This is a genomic window from Sporosarcina ureae (assembly GCF_002109325.1).
Classification (GTDB): Bacteria; Bacillota; Bacilli; order Bacillales_A; family Planococcaceae; genus Sporosarcina; species Sporosarcina ureae_C.
In genome coordinates, this window is the sequence record NZ_CP015348.1 from 1218788 (window position 1) to 1235886 (window position 17099).

A 17099-nucleotide genomic window follows, 5' to 3' on the forward strand; every position below is an offset into this window, starting at 1 on the left:
AATATGTGCAAAAAGTCTATTAGCATTAATTAATTAGGGCTTTAAATTTAAATTCACGGCAGTTCTTTCGGCTCATTTACTAGTTCATAAACAGAAAAGCCTTGCAAAACTTTCATTTTTTTATTAATGTTGCCTTAAGGAAACATTATTTCCTTAGGGAAACTTTTAACGTTTCCATAATTTCTTTGGAGGTGAAAATTTGAAGCCATTTGTTCTTCCTGCTTTGCCTTATGCAGTAGACGCTCTGGAACCGTATATCGATGCATGTACATTGGAGATTCACCATGGCAAACATCATCAGACGTATGTCAATAACTTGAATGCGGCACTAGAAAATCAAGAAGAGTTGCAATCTCAATCTCTTGAAACCATATTGACTGATCTCAGTCAGGTACCTGAAGAGATACGCACTGCTGTTCAAAACAACGGTGGTGGACATTACTGTCACAGCTTATTCTGGGAATCTATGACGCCAAAAAGCAAAGGTGAACCTTCAGCAGATATTAAGAGAGAAATCGATAAGTATTTTACTACATTTGATAACTTTCAAGATATCTTGTCTAAAGCGGCAATCAGTCGCTTCGGCAGTGGATATGGCTGGTTAGTGCTAAATGACGGAGAGCTAGAAGTCATGAGCACGCCAAACCAAGATACGCCATTGAAGGATGGTAAAACTCCATTACTCGTCATCGATGTTTGGGAACATGCTTATTATTTAGCGTATCAGAACCGCCGCCCCGAATTTGTACAAAATTGGTGGCATACTGTGGACTGGGACGTTGTCAATGAGCGTTTCATCCAAGCTGGTAAAACAGCGGCAAAGTAAATTTTTCTTCTTTCCTTATCTCCAGTTTTATCCTACATTCCAATTTAGGGCTGCTTATCCGCGGAAACGGGTAAGCAGCCCGCCTTTTATTCATTAAAAACACCTCCCGCAATTCTCTTAAGCGGGAGGTGTTTATCAATTTATAGTTACAATGCAAGCTGCTTTACTCTATTTCTTTCAAGCCACGTCAAGCTTTTATCAAACAATTCATTTTCAAAAGAATAGCTTGAAAATGTATGATCAGCCTGTTCAATATATTGTTCTATTACACGCTCTCCGTTCAAGCGCTTATTGAGTGAGTTGACGTATCGTCTCGTATGTTCTTTTGATATTTGTTCATCTTCTTTTGCATGAACAATATGCACAGGTCCCATAAATGAACGAATCGCTTCGATAGGTTGATGTCTTTTCAAATCTTTAAGGAAAGTTTGGCTGATCATAAATCCGTGATAGTCATGACTGCCTTGCCTTGAAATTTCATGAACTGCTTTCGGTCCAAGAATTCCCGTTATATCTTCGTATGGTGTACCTACCGGTGACCAGAGAATCAGTTGTTTAATCCGTGAATCACTCGCTGCCGTCAGCGACGCAACTGCCCCTCCCATACTGTGCCCTACTAATGAAATTTGTTGTTTATCTATACCGCGAATCGAACTTAAATAATCTACGACATCCTGTACTTCTTTTAATTGATTGGTCAATGTTACATCTGCATAATCTCCGTCACTTTCGCCACACCCGCTAAAGTCAAAGCGGAATACCCCATATCCACGCTCAATGAAATAACGGGCGGCTTTAACAAATAGACGATGTTCCCCTACTTTACTACCTACAAACCCATGGATAAATATAAGCAACGGTATAGCTTCTTCTCTATATTCAGGCAGATGCAACGCACCCGACAAATTGTTTTCCCCAGAACGAATCGTAATATTCTTTTGCATTTCTTCCACACTCCAGTCAAAATATATTATTCCAACATGTTTAATAGGTATTATACAATTAAGATACCTATTAGTCAAATCAATCCATTGGAAACTCTCATTCTTACACAGAAAGAGACTCCCCTAGTAGGAAGTCTCTATAGTATATTAAAATGAGTAATTAGTGAGTGGATGGGGATTTCCGTTTTAGAGCAAACACATCTGCCTGGAACGCAGATCAACGGAGCCTTAACATTCACTTACTTCACAATCCCAAGCGTATTCAAGAACACCACAATAATCGTCAACGGCACTATCCACTTCATCAAAAAGTGCCAGAGCGGATAAAGACCTTTAGACTGCGTATGGTACTGTGTAAACTCATCACGGACCAACAACTGGTCCATCTTGCGAACAATAAATAACGCAATCAACAAACAACCTGCCGGAAGTAAAATATTACTGACCAAATAATCTGTCGCATCAAAAATACTCTTATCAAATATCAGGAAACCTGACAATGTACTGGACGATAAGGCAGAAGGAATAGCTGCGATGAATACAACTGCACCAATCAACCATGTCACGGATTTACGCGACCGCTTGCCACTCGCCGTCATCGCCGCCACAATAATCTCATACAAACTAAATGATGACGTCAATGTAGCAAAAAGGAATAAAATTAAAAACAATGCTAAAAATACTTGACCGAGCGGTAACTGAGAGAACACTGCTGGCAACACCATAAACAATAATTCAGGTCCTGCAGCTGGTTCTTGACCAAATGCAAATACTGCTGGAAAAATGGCCAGACCCGCAAGCAAAGAAACAAATAAATTCATGCCGACAACAGAAGTTGCAGATGAAGTCAGGCTAACGTCTTTTTTCAAATAGGAACTATACGTTACCATACATGAAAATCCTACTGCCAATGAGAAGAAGGACTGTCCAAGTGCATACAATACAGAATCTCTAGTAATACCGGAGAAGTCAGGCTTTAGGAAGAAAGAAACACCTTCCATTGCACCCGGCAACGTCAACGATCGAATAACTAAAATAATAAAAAATACAAATAATAAAGGCATCATATACTTGTTCGCTTTTTCAATACCGTTTTGTACGCCTGAAGATACGACCAATATATTAATAATCGTAAAGAGAAGCAAGCCAATCAAAGTCGTTAGTGGTGAACCGACGATCGAGCCAAATTGTTCTGAGTAGGAAGCACCTTCACTAATAATTTTACCACCAATAGATAATCCGCTATACACGAACACCCAACCACCGACTACACTATAGAAGGATAATAAAAGAAAACACCCTGCCACACCGAGCTTACCTATCCAGGACCACGCACCAGTCGGCGCTAGTTTTTTATACGCACTAATTGCTTCTTTACCCGAACCGCGTCCAATAATGAATTCAGAGATCAACATAGGTAAACCGATCAAAATTGTAAACACGACGAATAACAGGAAGAATGCTCCGCCACCACTCATACCTGTAACATAGGGGAACTTCCAAATTGCCCCTAGGCCAATTGCTGCACCTGCTGAAGACATAATAAACCCAAGCTTAGAAGACCATTGTTCTTTTCGTTGTTCCATATTCTCCCCCATTTCCTTTACTTCTGCATATAACAGTTATACTGTACTGCATCATTAGAAACAAGAGTAGATTTATATAGTTGATAGTTATACACAATAAAAATAGACATACCCGAATCGAAATGACCGCTTCGGATATGCCTTTTTTTATTGAAAATCTTCCTGCTCATTTATTTAACTCATACTTTTATTTTGCTGGGCTCTCGCTTCTCCGCCCTTACGCCCAATTTTTTCATAGAAATTTTTATCGTGTTTCTCTGAAGTTGCTTTTCCACCTTTACGTCCAATTTCTTTGTAAAACTCACTACTATGTTTCTGGGCTGTGGCTTCCCCGCCTTTACGTCCAATCTGTTCATAGAATTCTTTATCGTGTTTTTTAGAGGTTGCTTGACCTCCTTTACGTCCTGCCTCTTCCAAAGACATTTTCTTTTCTTGATCGGTGTTATGTTGGTTAGCCATATATAGTATTCCTCCTAGTATTCGTTTTACGAACCGTAATGCTTAATGCATATATTCCCAATCCGCTACGTACTAAACACTAGACGACTAAATAAGCCTTTTTTCGATAGAAAGGCTTATGGAATGGAATTCATCATTTTTTAAGGTTATCGACTAAATTGATCTTCAACTATGCGTATAACTTTTCAATTTTGATCCAACTTACTTAAGAAGGTATCAACAGAAGGGAGAATCAGATATGGGAAGAGATGAACACAAAAAAGGAAGTAATTCTGCCGGTTCATTACCACAAACGCCAAAGAACCAGACGATCACCCCGAAAGACATGAAAGAAGAAATGTCAAAAGAACTTGCTGAATTACGTAAAGCTCCTACTCAACAGAAAAAACGTAAATGATAACAGCAAAAAGACCGGGGAAATTTCCCCGGTCTTTTTCATTTTCGAAGAGGAGCTTGTTCATCGATGATCTGCTCCAAACATTCGTCCCACTCTTCCGTTAATGTATTCCACACCCTAGTAAAGTACTTCTTTTCCGAACGATCATAAAGATAAAATTCTATACAAGGGATCAATTGACTATCTAAAATTTGTGGTATCTCTATCTTATCAATAACCTTCTGAAGCGTGCCCTCGGCTGTTTCAGCATCGGCCGCGAGAAGTGCTATGCGCAACTGATCATCAGTTAACGCTTGCGCTTTGCTTGAATACTTCTTCGCTAATCGAAATTCTTTAACTTTTGCTGTAAAGATCTTTTCAGGTTGCTGACATAAAATCGAATTATGATACGCACTATAGTAAAACTTGTTTTCTTCCTTTTTAGGTGGATGTTCGTAAACACCTGCTTGCAATTGTTTTACACCGATACTCGTCAGCTCAACATTTTCTTTTCGCCATTCGATCATCCGGGAAGCTTCCATTTTGCTAAATAAATTCTCGACGAATAGCGGCTCGACCGCAAGAAATTCTGCGATTTTCTTTGATTCAGACACTTCTAGTCGTTGAATCGTCAGCAATATCATTTTCATTAATATATCCATAGTTGTACGTTTACTCGTTGTGTAGGGTATATTGATGAGCTCAACCGGCAATCCCCAGCTGTCTGATTGTTGTATTTGGATATCGGGCTGTCGTTGCAATTCTTGCTGCAACTTTTTTCGAATCGAATCCATCTACTCACCCTCCTTGCATCTATTCTATTTTACGCAATCCACCTTGACGTTCTACTACTTCCCTCAACTGTTTATACATATCTCGCGTCGTGGAATTCTTTGTTCTGACGGTGAACATCTCGGAACTACCGACAATAATCAGCAACTCTCGCGCTCGCGATAATGCCACATTCAATCGTCGATAGTCTTTGGCGAATCCAATATCTCCACTTTTTTCTCCATGATTTCTGACGAAGCTCAATATAATAATGTCCATTTCCATACCTTGAAATTTATCTACCGAACCGGTGCGACAATGCAATTGTTTCGGACGAATCTCTTGCTGAATAAGTCGGTCAATCCGCTTCACTTGTTCTCCATAAAAACTAATTACACCTACACTTTTCTTTTCATCAGGTTTCATCAAGCCATCTTTTTTAGCATTTTCCGTAGCCTGTTCAATATCGAGCAATGTATCTTGAATGATAGTGAGTTCCGCTTCATTGAAACGACTTGTTCCGCCTTTGACTTGCGCTTCGAAAAATGACGGTGTATTAGGTGTATCCAACCATAGTAAATGATCTTTTCTTGTGATGTTATTGCTGTCTAGAAGGTGATCTCGTAATTCATCTGAGTTGGGAAGTCCACATTGTAATTGATAGTTACCTTCTTTATAGAACGGTGCGATTGTAGCCATAATCTTTTCATGCATACGATACTGAATACTGAGCATCGTTTTATTTTGTTTTGGCAACGTTCGGAATAGGCGTTCAAATAATGATTCATTGAGTAACTTTTTCATTTCTCGTTGCACTTCTGGATCTTTTTGCTGATCCACTAGTTCATCCATCGTTTCTTGCCCTACTAGTGGCGGCAACTGGTGATGGTCGCCTACCAAAATAACTTTCTTACCTTTTAACATCGGCAATAGTAATTCTGGCGGTGTTGCTTTTGATACTTCATCAATAATGACTACATCGAAGACCGGGTATTCATCCATAAACTTCTTGGAAGCCGATGCGACACATGTGGTACCAATTACATTTGCATGATCGATATAAAGCTTACGGATTTCATCTAGATCATAGTCATTGGCCTCTTGTAGTAATTCTTCCCACTGCTCTTGCAATTCCTGAAGGATGGGTAGTTGTTGTTGTTCTTTCGCTACTTCTGCTTGCTGCGGTTCGGCTTGCGTTAGCACTTTTTCTACATTTTCAAGTTGCTCTTTTATATCCGGTTTTAATTGAACCGCAAGCTCTTCTATCTCCTGCTGTCGTTGATGTTGTTCATCTGTCAATTGCTGTGTTTTTCGCTCTACTACTAGGACTTCTTCCATTTCTGCTTCTAACTTTTGTTTTGCTTGGGAACATTTTAGTTCTGATGTAGTGATAGTTGCAGTTAATTGTGTTACTTTTTTTATTTGTTGCCTGCATTCAACTATCATCGTCTCCAACTGATTAATTTCCTCTGTCAATTGACTTTCTTCCCACTGCTTTTCAGGCAGCTCATTTTTTTGCAACCATTCTTTGATTCGTCCTTCTACTTCTGTTTGCTTAGAATGTAGTGCTTGTTTATGTTCGTCTTTTCGCTGTATCTCCAGTTGTGTTTTTTGAAGTTCATGCTGCAAAAACCGTAGAATTTCATGCTTCACCTCTGCAAAAACTTCCTTTACGGAGTGGACTTTCTGTTGCTGAAGTTCTATTCCTTTTGCCCGAACAATTTCTTCTTTACCGTAAAACAGTGACATGCCTTGTGCAATCTTTTGCAGTACTTCTGTTTTAGCAGATGAAATTTCTTTATTTTGTAGCACCTTTTTCGTCGTAGGATTGATTAAAAACTTACCTAAACGATCAATCATGTCATGCATTTCCTGAATGGTTTTGAAGTTTTCGGTTGACCGCTTATCAATAGTCTCTACTGGGTAACGATGCGTTTGTAAAAGAGACTGTGTTTTATTGATAGCTGTCTGAAAACGCTCATGAAGTTCTTTCCATTCTTGAAATTCATAGGAATACTCTCCACTTTCGATCGATTTGATAATTTTCTGTAAGTCGTTATTTCGTAACGTAATATGAATAGGTAAATCAATATGATTTACAGATAGTACCGTTTGAATATCTTTCATTTTCGTTTGTGACAGCACTTCACTATAAGTTTCTTCTAGCATTTGTTTCCTACTAGGTAGTTCTTGTTTCTCTTCCTTACTTTTTTGTATGGCTTCAGTATTATTTTGTAATTCGGACTGCAATTTGATATATGTTTGTGCTTGTATTAGTAGTTGCTGTTGATTAGACCATTTTTCTACTTGAGCTAATAATTCCACTTTACTTGGCTCAGATTGCAATTGTTCTCGCAATAGTTGTATTTCTTCTGTACGTCGTGCTAGATCACTTTCTATTTGTTCGACTATCTGTTGTTTTTGAGATAGCCGACGAATGGCTTGATCGAGCAGTGATTTTCGAGAGAAGTATTCAGATTTCAGCTTTTTTAACTTCTCTTGTACTATACTTTGTACTTTTAGTTGTTCGGTCAATGAAAGTTTTAATTCAGTGTTTTGTATGATCAGTTCTGATAATTGATCTGCTCGCTTTTGTAATTCTATATCTTTTGTTCGATAAACTGCACGTGTCGCCTGTACCGTTTCAATCGTTTCATTTCTCCAATGTAACGCAACATTTTCTTCCATGAAGCGTTTTCCCTCTTCTTCAATACTTTCTGATCGTCCATAGCGTAAAATGCGTGTCGCTGGATCTGTCAGTAATCTCCCGAGTGCATTATCCACTGCGAGATTTGATTGGGAAGCGACAAGTGTCCGCAAGCCGGCTTTGACATTCTGATAGCAAATCTCGGAAATTACTGTCGTTTTCCCTGTGCCTGGTGGACCTTGGATCACAAATAGATCATGTGCTTTCATCGCACCCGAAACGGCTTCTTGCTGGAACTCATTTAAATTATTATGGAATTCCAGTTGTGGCTGTTTATTAGTAATCTGCACGACAGGCCGTTCTTCAAATAAAACCCTCTCTAGATTCGCATTGGCTGCAAGTCCATCCTGCAAATCCTTGAAACCTTTACGTAACCGACGAATCTGACTCAATTCAGCAAAGTTCGTCAGCACTATACTTTTATTACGCGTGGGCAACCATTGTTCAGATCTAGCTTTCTTTTGAAACCGCTGATTCAATTCCACTACAATGATTTTTTGACCCTTTTGCGCATCAACGACTTGTCCAATATCCGTAGATAGCTCGTTCATTTTCACACTAAATCCGCGAAGTTGCTTCCAGTTTTTCGTTTGCAAATCATTGCATTGAAGACGTAACTTTGTGAAATCACTAGTGAAACTAGCTTGGGTAAATGTACAATTGATATCTTCTACATCCGCATTTTTCTCCGCTATTTGCAGATATCCTTCCCAGCTTTCAATTCGCTTTTTAACATATTCTGAGCGTTCTTCTGCAACGGGTAATTGGCGCAATTTCGTATAGAATTCGATTGGAATTGCTACTCCAGATCGATTTAATCGGAACTTAATTGCCGTATGTAGTCGACGATTCGTCTGAACTGGCTCTCTTGCACCCCTGACATGAAATCCGGTTGCTAGCAGACCATCCGGTTTCAGTACACATTCCATGACTGCTACACGTTGTTGTACTTCTTTGGCAAATCTTTTATTTGTTTTCGGATCAAAAAACAACGCATAGGATTGGTTCCCCATACGATTCTCAGGCTTCTTCTCAATATGTATATCAAAAGTAGACTCTGAAGAAACAAAAGCCTCCTCACTTAAAAACCACTGTTCTAAACCTTTTCGTGCATTTTTTGTTATTTCAAGACTGCAAGGTATCATTTCTATATTTTGTACTGGACTCATAATAGTAAATTCTCTTTTACATAGGGCTTTACTTCAGCAAGATCATTCATCGTGCTTCTCCCTGTTAATCCCTTGTTCAAAGCTCTCACCTCAGTCCTCTATTATAGATCATAAGTACATTAACCGCGAGTTATAAAAAACTTTAAAAAGATTTTAAATTAATTTTAAAAAAAATGTTTAGGAATGGTTTACCTGGGTATACTATATATACAAGGCAAACTGAAGGAACTAGTTAGAGAAGTTAAGCTACTAGATCTGGAAGAGATGCACAGCCTTGGCGGAAAATTTTTCTTTACTGGCAATTGGTACACTCGGTTTGGGAATCTGTTTTTAAGGTTCCAACAGAAGGACAGGTTTACCAGGCAATGCGAAAGAAGTTTTTTGTGTAAGTGCACGTGAAATACCTGCTTCAAAGAAGTTAAGCAGTGTAAGATGCAACATGCATACGACGAGCGTACAATGTTATTTCGTCAGTATGGAGTAATCGCAACATAAAATTTTCCGCATAGTAAGAAAAGAACAGTCAGCAGTCGAGAGTTTTCGATTGCTGGCTGTTCTTTGTTTCTTCGCCTTTACGTTATTTGTTTAGCATGAATGGAAACTGGGAAAACAAATCAATAAGAAACAATAACGAGGAGGAGCACTTTATGAAAAAGAGAATGGCTTTAACAGCAATCGGTTTAGGTGCAGCCTATTTGATGCGTAACAAAGACGCACGCGACAAATTATCACGCCAATTCGATGAATTTAATGACACACCTATGCGTGGTGAACGTAAAGACCACAATCAAAAACCTGCACCGAATAAAGGATTATTAGGTCGATTTTTAGATTAACTTAACTAGACAGCAAAGGAGCGGATCGTCATGAGTAAAGAGAAAAAAGTATTTACAGAAAAAGACCGCCAAGATGCAAAAGGCGGCTATATGGACAATCCTGAAAATTTAAAGACTGATAAAGAAAGTATTTACGATATGCATGAGGATATGCAGACTGTAGATGCTATTCCATTAGAAGATGTGCGTATGGAAGAGGAAGAAGAAAGAAATCATCGTGAGACGAAAGACAATTCATCTAGCGAAGAGAAATACGATAATAAATAACTGTCTTGTGTATGAGCAATACTTTAATTGTATAAAGAAAAATGGCGCCCTAATTAATTAGGCGCCATTTTTCATGTCATTTTCAATAAGGCTTCTGAACCGATCATACCTGCAGAAATACCATATTGTTCAGCTTCAAGTGTTACCGATTCTAAAGGTGCAGCGAGCAACTGTTCAATCGTCTTCACTCCTACCGCGCGTCCTGCAATAATTTTACGATCCGCCAACACACTGTTTAGCAAACCTACATCTAGGGCACCGCACATAATATACCCTTTGTCATTTGAAACTGTAAGTAGCGTAGTTTTAGGCAACTTCACTGTGACTGCTTGAAATGACTGTCCATCAATAGATATACTTTGGTGTTCAATCAAGACACCCACCCCTTTCTTTATCAGCATATGTAGAATCGTTCAAAATGTGAAAGTAAAAAAGACACCTTACGCACTAAGCACGTCTGGTGTCTTTCCGTCTATAATAAATCGCACAAGCTGTATTTCTTCTTCAAAGCCATTTAGTTTTGCTGTAAAGAATTCACTTTTCAGTTCAGCAATTCCAGGTCGCTCATTAATTAGCCTTTCATATACATCATGATGAATGAGTAAATCGCCACCCGTGCTCTTGTCTTGAATGCGAGCTGCTTTATTAACAGTACCTCCAAAGTAATCCAATAAATCATTCGCGTTTACTGCAATAACAGAGCCTGTATGGAAACCAACTTTGATTTGGACTGGCTGTGATAACTTTTCATTTAAATTGTGTATGCCTTGTTGTATAGCGAACGCTGCCTTAAACGAGTCGAATTCATTCGTAAATGCGCCCATTACTGAATCCCCTATAGTTTTGACGATCGTTCCTTTGTGTTCCCTTATACACTTCATCAAGTATTCAAAATGCTTTTGAACATCAGAGTAAGCTTTTGCATCTCCAATCTGTTCATATAGCTTAGTAGAGTCCTTTAAGTCGGTGAATAGAATAGACATATGTCCAACGCCAATTTGAAGACCTGGGGCCAATACTTCTGTTCCAAGTAAATCACGGAACAACTGAAGAGAAGTAGCTTCCCGTGCAGTTAGTGCATCATCATTCCAGTTCCGTTTTTCGAAGACGACTACAATTTCTTTATCGGTTTCATTCTGAATTGTAAATTGCTTTGCATAGGAAACTGATTCTTGAATAAATCCTTCTGATGTATAGGTAATGTCCGCGGATTCAGACATTCCATCTGTTATCTCTAAACTGTCATTATATTTCAGTACCCGACATCTAAGTTTTTCATCGAATTCCGGCCAATGGATTGTTTTATTGGTATGGGGAGAAATTCTGAATTGACCCAGTACATGAGGCGTTTTGATAGGACCATTAATACAATAAATCGTATGATCAACTTTTCGAATAGCTGCATTCACATGGAATTTCATTTCGACATAGCGATCAAAGTCCAATTCATAATCGACACCACATAATTCACAGTGAACCGTGTTTGTCATTTGCTTTAACGCAGCAGCTTTTCCTTTGGGCACACGGCAATTCGGGCACATTAGACTCCAGTCATAATCCAGCAGCCCCGCCGCATTTGCTAATAAAAACAGCTCAACTGATGCAAAACGGTCAAAATGATGAATTCTCGCCCAATGATATGGTTGCATTTCGGTCACCAATTCATCCGAACCATTGCGAATTGTTTTTTCCAATGCATCAATCATTTCTTTAGTAGAAAACGAGTCTCTTAATAATGAAATCGCATGATCTAAGCGTGTAGATTCAAGATCAATCTTCATTTTCCCAAGTGGCTTTTCTTTCCCTTTATATTTTTCAAACTCCATAGCGTACGTAATCATATTTCGCAGTTGCGGATAGACTATGGCTCCCAGTGCTATTGGACCGAGAATATTTCGACAAACGAAATCTCCATGTAAAATGATTTTCGTCTTCTCTTCAGGTAACGGCTCGAGTCGAATACTCCAAAAAACGGTATCAAAAGGCCCTTTTATATATTTACGCTCTACCGAGTAGTGTGAATATCTAACCCATTCAAAAACGTATTCTTTCCATTTCAACGGTATCATATTAAAAACAGAGGCATCCGCATAACGAATGAGTTGTTGATCTTCTTCAATAAACTGATTGAAGTTAACTGGAAACATACCTGCATACTTATTTAACTCATTTGTGTTAGCTAACAACTCCCATACCACGCTAGGCGACAAATCCACTACTTGCTCATCACGAAAATGCATAGTTTTTCTCATAGTAACTCTTCACTTCCATCTACAAATTCATCACGTATGGCGATGAATTGATCTAAATTCTCTAAGAATATATCAACGAGTCGCCCATCAAATTGTTTATACCGCTCTTCTTTCATATACGCGATAATTTTTTCAAGTGGCCAGGCCTTTTTGTACACTCGGTCACTTCCCAATGCATCAAATACATCTGCCACCGCAGTAATACGACCATATATATGAATGTCATCCGCTTGTTTACCAGCAGGATAGCCTTTGCCATCCCATCGTTCATGATGTTCATTCGCAATAATCGCAGCGATTTTCAGTAATTCACGCTTTGACTTCTTGAAAACATTATGACCAATTGTCGTATGCTGTTTCATCATTTCAAATTCTTGTTCGGTTAATTTCCCAGGTTTCAATAAAATACTGTCAGGAATTGCGACTTTCCCAATATCATGCATCGGGGAAGCGTATTTAAATTTTAATGCTTCCGTTTCCGAAATTCCTGAAAGACAAGCCAATAAATATGAATATTTGGCTACCCTCTTCACATGAAAACCTGTTTCCTGTGAACGACTTTCTCCAATTTCCCCCATGCGAACAATAATTTCTTTTTGCGTTTCGACTAATTCGTTTCGCAAGATGAAGGCTTCAAGTGATTTTCCTGTGAAATTCGAAGCAATCTTTAACACTTCTAAGTCTTCGTTGGAAAAAATTTGTGTTTCTGTTTGTTTATTGATGGCTTGAAACGCACCAATAATTTCCCCTTCCGCATTATGAAAAGGAATACAGAGAATAGAAGTCGTATGATATCCTGTTTCTAAATCAACTGTGCGATTAAATCGATGATCTGAGTATGCATCTTCAATTATGAGTGCTTCCCCAGTCTTCACACAATGGCCAACAAATCCACTATCGTCTGGGATACTAATCGTTTTAACGCCATGACCGCCGACAGTCCATAGTGTTTTTTCGTTGGCTTCATGTAACCATACAGAACAGCGATCTGCTGCTACAAGTTCCTTGCCTAAATCCGCTAGATTCATAACCATCTTTTTTATATCCGTTTCAACTGATATTTTTGTCATATATTCAAAAATGACCGCTAATAAGCGATCTGAATTTGATCCATTTATTTTATTATTCGTAAATGCATTGGATGAAGCTGGCAAATTCACTGCCCCCTTTAGAAAAATAATTGATTTATCTTTCCCTTATATATGTTAATATTATCATGATATAGACATAAAACATAGTTACTTCGTTTCATATTTAGTATTGGAGGTCCACCAAATGAATCTATTTACTTACTTACTACTTGGTCATCTAGTCGGAGATTATTTATTGCAGAATACTTGGATGGCCATGAATAAAGCGAATAAGTGGATTCCTTTATTAACGCATTGTGTACTTTACACACTTTCATTGGTGGCGGCCATGGTCGTTGGCGGGTTCTCCTTAAGCTATTTAGCTATAGCCGTGATCTTTGTCAGTCATGTTTTTTTGGACAAACGTACTTTTGTCTTATGGTGGGTCAGAATCATTATGGGGGTCCATAAACCAGAAGGAAACTGGCTGACGATTGTAGTCGACCAGGTTTTCCATTTACTAGTTATAGGTGCAATTATCCATATTCTATATTAGGAAAATAGTATTTATTTACAAGCTCCCAAATTGAGGGCTTGTTTTTTTGTCTAAAACAAGAACTTAAGTCTTATATTTATTTCAAAATCTAGTTAATAACTCTTGTAATCTGTCTTCCTGCGCATTATTATAGAAAAATGTTACGAAGAAGATTCGTTTCAAACAATCATAAGGAGTGTGGCCAGATGGGAAGCATTACAAGAGAAGACGTTTATCGATTCGTGAAAGAAAAGAATGTGAATTTCATCCGTCTTCAGTTTACTGATATTTTTGGCATGATTAAGAATGTAGAGATTCCAATCAGCCAGCTCGAAAAGGCTCTGGATAATAAAATGATGTTTGACGGGTCTTCTATCGAAGGTTTTGTACGGATTGAAGAATCTGATATGTATTTAGTGCCTGACTTAGATACATGGATGGTATTCCCATGGCCCTCTGGTACGGGTCGTGTAGCCCGCTTAATTTGCGACGTCCATTTAGCGAACGGCGAGCCCTTTTCTGGAGACCCCCGTGGGAATTTAAAGCGAATTATAGCAGAAATGAAAGAACTCGGCTTCACTGATTTCAATCTAGGACCCGAACCTGAATTTTTCCTTTTCAAATTGGACGCTAATAAACAACCAACGATGGAGCTCAATGATCATGGTGACTATTTTGATTTGGCACCCATGGACTTAGGTGAAAACTGCCGACGTGATATTGTGTTAGAACTTGAGGAATTAGGATTTGAAGTGGAAGCTTCCCATCATGAAGCAGCACCAGGACAACATGAAATTGATTTTAAATATGCAGATGTATTAACAGCTTGCGATAATATACAAACCTTTAAACTGGTTGTCAAAACGATAGCACGTAAACATGGTCTACACGCTACGTTCATGCCTAAGCCTTTATACGGTGTTAGCGGTTCTGGAATGCATTGTAATGTTTCCCTATTTAAAGATGGAGAAAATGTCTTTTTTGATGAAGGAGGCGAGCGTAAATTAAGTGAAACGGCTTATCAGTTCATGTCTGGTGTTCTAGATCATGTCCGCGGTTTCACTGCTATTACAAATCCGACTGTTAACTCTTATAAACGCTTAGTTCCTGGCTACGAAGCGCCTTGCTATGTTGCCTGGTCTGCACAAAACCGCAGCCCTTTAATACGTATCCCTGCATCACGTGGAATGAGCACACGTGTGGAAGTCCGTTCTGTTGATTCGTCCGCTAACCCCTACTTAGCGTTAGCCGTTATTTTAAAAGCAGGACTCGATGGTATTAAGCGAAAACTTACTCCACCAGCTCCTGTTGATCGCAACATTTATGAAATGAAGTCTGAAGAGCTTAAAGAACATGGCATCGACACATTGCCTACCGATCTCGATCATGCCCTCATCGCGTTATCTGAAGATCCAATTATTCAAGATGCACTGGGTTCCCATATCTACGCGAACTTTAGTGAGGCTAAGCTTCAAGAATGGGAGAGCTATCGTATTACGGTACACCCTTGGGAACTCGAACGATATATGAAGATGTATTAAGTTAGTAGCACGATACTAGAATATGAACTAAAGTAAACGGCTGTATGTACAGCCGTTTTTTAATTGCATAAACTAGTTAAAATCAGTTCTATTGTTCATTCATCCTAATCGGTTTACTATAGAAAGAAAAGGAGATTTCTATATGACAACAATTTGGTTTAATGCACTCTTTTATACGATGCAAAATGAAGGACATACAATAGATGCTTTACTAACGAAAGACGGAAAAATCATAGCAACTGGTTCCTATGATGAACTGAAAGGTCAAGCCGACAAACAAATAGATTTGAACGGTGCATTTGTTTATCCGGGATTTATCGATAACCATATGCACATTATTGGGCAAGGTGAGAAGTTGTTACGCCTAGATCTATCCGATACGACTTCTTCAGAAGATATGATGGAGCGACTTTTGAATGCCTATAAAGGATTGCCTGAGAATGAATGGTTCATCGGAGAAGGCTGGGATGAAAATGTTTTTCCTGATAAGAAGATTTTTACTCGCTATGAGTTAGATGCTGTAACGAATTCACCTATGCTATTGAAACGTACTTGTTGGCACGCAGCTATTGTGAACTCCAAGGCGCTTGAACTAGCTGGTATCACCAAAAACACACCCGATCCTGATGATGGCGTTATTGAACGAGATGAAAATGGTGAGCCCACTGGATTGCTAAAGGAAGGCGCGATGCAACGGGTACTCCAGTTATTGCCGAATCCTACAGTGGACTATGTAACGAAAGCGTTGGAAACTTCCGTGGATCACTTACTATCTGTTGGTTTGACAGGTGTTGTAACGGATGACCTAGGATATTACGGACAGTATCAAACACCTTTAAAAGCTTTTAATACCGTACTCGGTGGTGATCGTAAATTCCGTGCTCACTTACTGCGTCACTTTAGCGTGTTTGCAGAGTTAATGGATGATCAAGCTTTCTATAATGCACCATGGATCGAACCGGGTGAGATGAAGTTCTTTATTGACGGTGCTTTTGGTGGCAGTACTGCGCTGTTGAGTGAACCGTATGCCGATCAACCGGATAATGTCGGTACAGCCGTCCTAACCGATGAAGAGCTAGAGAACCACGTTAAAATGGCACGACATTACGGAGAAGCTGTTGCGATACATATGATTGGGGATCTAGCAGTTGAAAAGGCATTGGATGTCATTGAAAAGTATCCCGCACCTGTAGGTAAAAAAGATCGATTTATACATGTCATCTTGTTACGTGATGATTTAGTAGAGAGAATGCAAAAGCTTCCAATCGTTTTGGATATACAGCCTGCTTTCGTTCCTTCCGACTTCCCGTGGATTGGAGATCGACTTGGCATGGATCGTCTAGAATGGGCATATGCTTGGAAAAAACTTCTCGCCAAAGGGTTTATTTGCGGCGGAGGATCAGACGCACCTATTGAAGACCCCAATCCTTTACTAGGCATACATGCAGCCATCACAAGAAGATTGCCGATTGAACAGCACGAAGGTTATTTACCTGATGAAAAACTTACTCGTTTTGAAGCAGTACAATTATTTACTTCAGGCGCTGCAGCTACAATAGATAAAGCTGATTCTCGTGGACTTCTTTCGATTGGATTTGACGCGGATTTCACTGTACTGAAAGAAGATATTTTCACCGTGGCTGTTGACCGTATTACTGAAGTGAAAGTAGCGAAAACTATAGTTGCAGGCGAAGTGATGTATTCAGCGAATATGTAATAACGGTTTAGTAAGTAATGAAAGGGGGAAACTTTCTGAAAAG

15 protein-coding genes are annotated in these 17099 nt (G+C 39.1%); 7 read left to right on the forward strand and 8 right to left on the reverse strand.

Translation table 11 applies throughout. The features are described 5' to 3' along the window. Positions 1 to 199 precede the first annotated feature (199 nt). Positions 200 to 826 carry a superoxide dismutase gene (locus tag SporoP32a_RS06190; protein ID WP_085427102.1) on the forward strand — a complete coding sequence of 209 codons (627 nt, stop codon included), beginning with the start codon at positions 200 to 202 and terminating at the stop codon, positions 824 to 826. Positions 827 to 972: 146 nt separating this feature from the next. Here the strand turns inward: SporoP32a_RS06190 and SporoP32a_RS06195 are convergent, their stop codons facing one another. From SporoP32a_RS06195 to SporoP32a_RS06205, 3 genes are all read right to left on the reverse strand, one after another. Then, positions 973 to 1770, reverse strand: a complete 798-nt coding sequence (locus SporoP32a_RS06195) for an alpha/beta hydrolase (RefSeq protein ID WP_085427103.1) — start codon at positions 1768 to 1770, stop codon at positions 973 to 975. Between the two features lie 239 nt (positions 1771 to 2009). Continuing rightward, positions 2010 to 3356, reverse strand: a complete 1347-nt coding sequence (locus SporoP32a_RS06200; RefSeq protein ID WP_085427104.1) for a sodium-dependent transporter — start codon at positions 3354 to 3356, stop codon at positions 2010 to 2012. Between the two features lie 174 nt (positions 3357 to 3530). Further along, positions 3531 to 3815 carry a KGG domain-containing protein gene (locus SporoP32a_RS06205; protein ID WP_085427105.1) on the reverse strand — a complete coding sequence of 95 codons (285 nt, stop codon included), beginning with the start codon at positions 3813 to 3815 and terminating at the stop codon, positions 3531 to 3533. Positions 3816 to 4053: 238 nt separating this feature from the next. Here SporoP32a_RS06205 and SporoP32a_RS17010 point away from each other — a divergent pair, with 238 nt between their 5' ends. After that, on the forward strand, positions 4054 to 4212 hold the full coding sequence (locus SporoP32a_RS17010) for a hypothetical protein (protein ID WP_198166233.1): 159 nt from the start codon (positions 4054 to 4056) through the stop codon (positions 4210 to 4212). A 38-nt stretch (positions 4213 to 4250) separates the two neighbouring features. Here SporoP32a_RS17010 and SporoP32a_RS06210 read toward each other — a convergent pair whose 3' ends face one another. Both SporoP32a_RS06210 and SporoP32a_RS06215 read right to left on the reverse strand, forming a co-directional pair. Continuing rightward, positions 4251 to 4985, reverse strand: coding sequence for a hypothetical protein (locus SporoP32a_RS06210; protein WP_085427106.1), 735 nt, complete (start codon positions 4983 to 4985; stop codon positions 4251 to 4253). Positions 4986 to 5004: 19 nt separating this feature from the next. Further along, positions 5005 to 8838, reverse strand: a complete 3834-nt coding sequence (locus SporoP32a_RS06215; RefSeq protein ID WP_085427107.1) for a DEAD/DEAH box helicase — start codon at positions 8836 to 8838, stop codon at positions 5005 to 5007. A 647-nt stretch (positions 8839 to 9485) separates the two neighbouring features. Here SporoP32a_RS06215 and SporoP32a_RS06220 point away from each other — a divergent pair. Further along, positions 9486 to 9674, forward strand: a complete 189-nt coding sequence (locus SporoP32a_RS06220; RefSeq protein WP_085427108.1) for a hypothetical protein — start codon at positions 9486 to 9488, stop codon at positions 9672 to 9674. Between the two features lie 30 nt (positions 9675 to 9704). After that, on the forward strand, positions 9705 to 9941 hold the full coding sequence (locus SporoP32a_RS06225) for a hypothetical protein (protein WP_085427109.1): 237 nt from the start codon (positions 9705 to 9707) through the stop codon (positions 9939 to 9941). Between the two features lie 71 nt (positions 9942 to 10012). Here SporoP32a_RS06225 and SporoP32a_RS06230 read toward each other — a convergent pair whose 3' ends face one another. From SporoP32a_RS06230 to SporoP32a_RS06240, 3 genes are read right to left on the reverse strand one after another with little or no spacing between them, the layout of a single operon-like run. Continuing rightward, complete coding sequence (locus SporoP32a_RS06230; protein WP_099625992.1) at positions 10013 to 10342, reverse strand: YunC family protein; 330 nt, start codon at positions 10340 to 10342, stop codon at positions 10013 to 10015. A 39-nt stretch (positions 10343 to 10381) separates the two neighbouring features. Next, the gene (locus tag SporoP32a_RS06235; RefSeq protein ID WP_085427111.1) at positions 10382 to 12193 is read right to left on the reverse strand and encodes an adenylate/guanylate cyclase domain-containing protein; all 1812 of its coding nucleotides are present in this window, start codon (positions 12191 to 12193) and stop codon (positions 10382 to 10384) included. Then, positions 12190 to 13347, reverse strand: a complete 1158-nt coding sequence (locus SporoP32a_RS06240; protein WP_232319601.1) for an HD domain-containing phosphohydrolase — start codon at positions 13345 to 13347, stop codon at positions 12190 to 12192. Before SporoP32a_RS06240 ends, SporoP32a_RS06235 begins: the two co-directional genes overlap by 4 nt. Before the next feature lie 121 nt (positions 13348 to 13468). Here SporoP32a_RS06240 and SporoP32a_RS06245 point away from each other — a divergent pair, with 121 nt between their 5' ends. From SporoP32a_RS06245 to SporoP32a_RS06255, 3 genes are all read left to right on the forward strand, one after another. Beyond that, complete coding sequence (locus SporoP32a_RS06245) at positions 13469 to 13819, forward strand: DUF3307 domain-containing protein (protein WP_085427112.1); 351 nt, start codon at positions 13469 to 13471, stop codon at positions 13817 to 13819. A 185-nt stretch (positions 13820 to 14004) separates the two neighbouring features. Next, positions 14005 to 15339, forward strand: coding sequence for a type I glutamate--ammonia ligase (gene glnA / locus SporoP32a_RS06250; RefSeq protein WP_085427113.1), 1335 nt, complete (start codon positions 14005 to 14007; stop codon positions 15337 to 15339). Positions 15340 to 15481: 142 nt separating this feature from the next. Then, on the forward strand, positions 15482 to 17056 hold the full coding sequence (locus tag SporoP32a_RS06255) for an amidohydrolase (protein ID WP_085427114.1): 1575 nt from the start codon (positions 15482 to 15484) through the stop codon (positions 17054 to 17056). Positions 17057 to 17099 lie beyond the last annotated feature (43 nt).

Excerpts from the sequence above, each read along its gene's own strand:
- SporoP32a_RS06195 (WP_085427103.1), bottom strand. The coding sequence starts at position 1,770 with ATGCAAAAGAATATTACGATTCGTTCTGGGGAAAACAATTTGTCGGGT.
- SporoP32a_RS06200 (WP_085427104.1), bottom strand. The coding sequence starts at position 3,356 with ATGGAACAACGAAAAGAACAATGGTCTTCTAAGCTTGGGTTTATTATG.
- SporoP32a_RS06205 (WP_085427105.1), bottom strand. The coding sequence starts at position 3,815 with ATGGCTAACCAACATAACACCGATCAAGAAAAGAAAATGTCTTTGGAA.
- SporoP32a_RS17010 (WP_198166233.1), top strand. The coding sequence starts at position 4,054 with ATGGGAAGAGATGAACACAAAAAAGGAAGTAATTCTGCCGGTTCATTA.
- SporoP32a_RS06210 (WP_085427106.1), bottom strand. The coding sequence starts at position 4,985 with ATGGATTCGATTCGAAAAAAGTTGCAGCAAGAATTGCAACGACAGCCC.
- SporoP32a_RS06215 (WP_085427107.1), bottom strand. The coding sequence starts at position 8,838 with ATGAGTCCAGTACAAAATATAGAAATGATACCTTGCAGTCTTGAAATA.
- SporoP32a_RS06220 (WP_085427108.1), top strand. The coding sequence starts at position 9,486 with ATGAAAAAGAGAATGGCTTTAACAGCAATCGGTTTAGGTGCAGCCTAT.
- SporoP32a_RS06225 (WP_085427109.1), top strand. The coding sequence starts at position 9,705 with ATGAGTAAAGAGAAAAAAGTATTTACAGAAAAAGACCGCCAAGATGCA.
- SporoP32a_RS06230 (WP_099625992.1), bottom strand. The coding sequence starts at position 10,342 with ATGCTGATAAAGAAAGGGGTGGGTGTCTTGATTGAACACCAAAGTATA.
- SporoP32a_RS06235 (WP_085427111.1), bottom strand. The coding sequence starts at position 12,193 with ATGAGAAAAACTATGCATTTTCGTGATGAGCAAGTAGTGGATTTGTCG.
- SporoP32a_RS06245 (WP_085427112.1), top strand. The coding sequence starts at position 13,469 with ATGAATCTATTTACTTACTTACTACTTGGTCATCTAGTCGGAGATTAT.
- glnA (WP_085427113.1), top strand. The coding sequence starts at position 14,005 with ATGGGAAGCATTACAAGAGAAGACGTTTATCGATTCGTGAAAGAAAAG.
- SporoP32a_RS06255 (WP_085427114.1), top strand. The coding sequence starts at position 15,482 with ATGACAACAATTTGGTTTAATGCACTCTTTTATACGATGCAAAATGAA.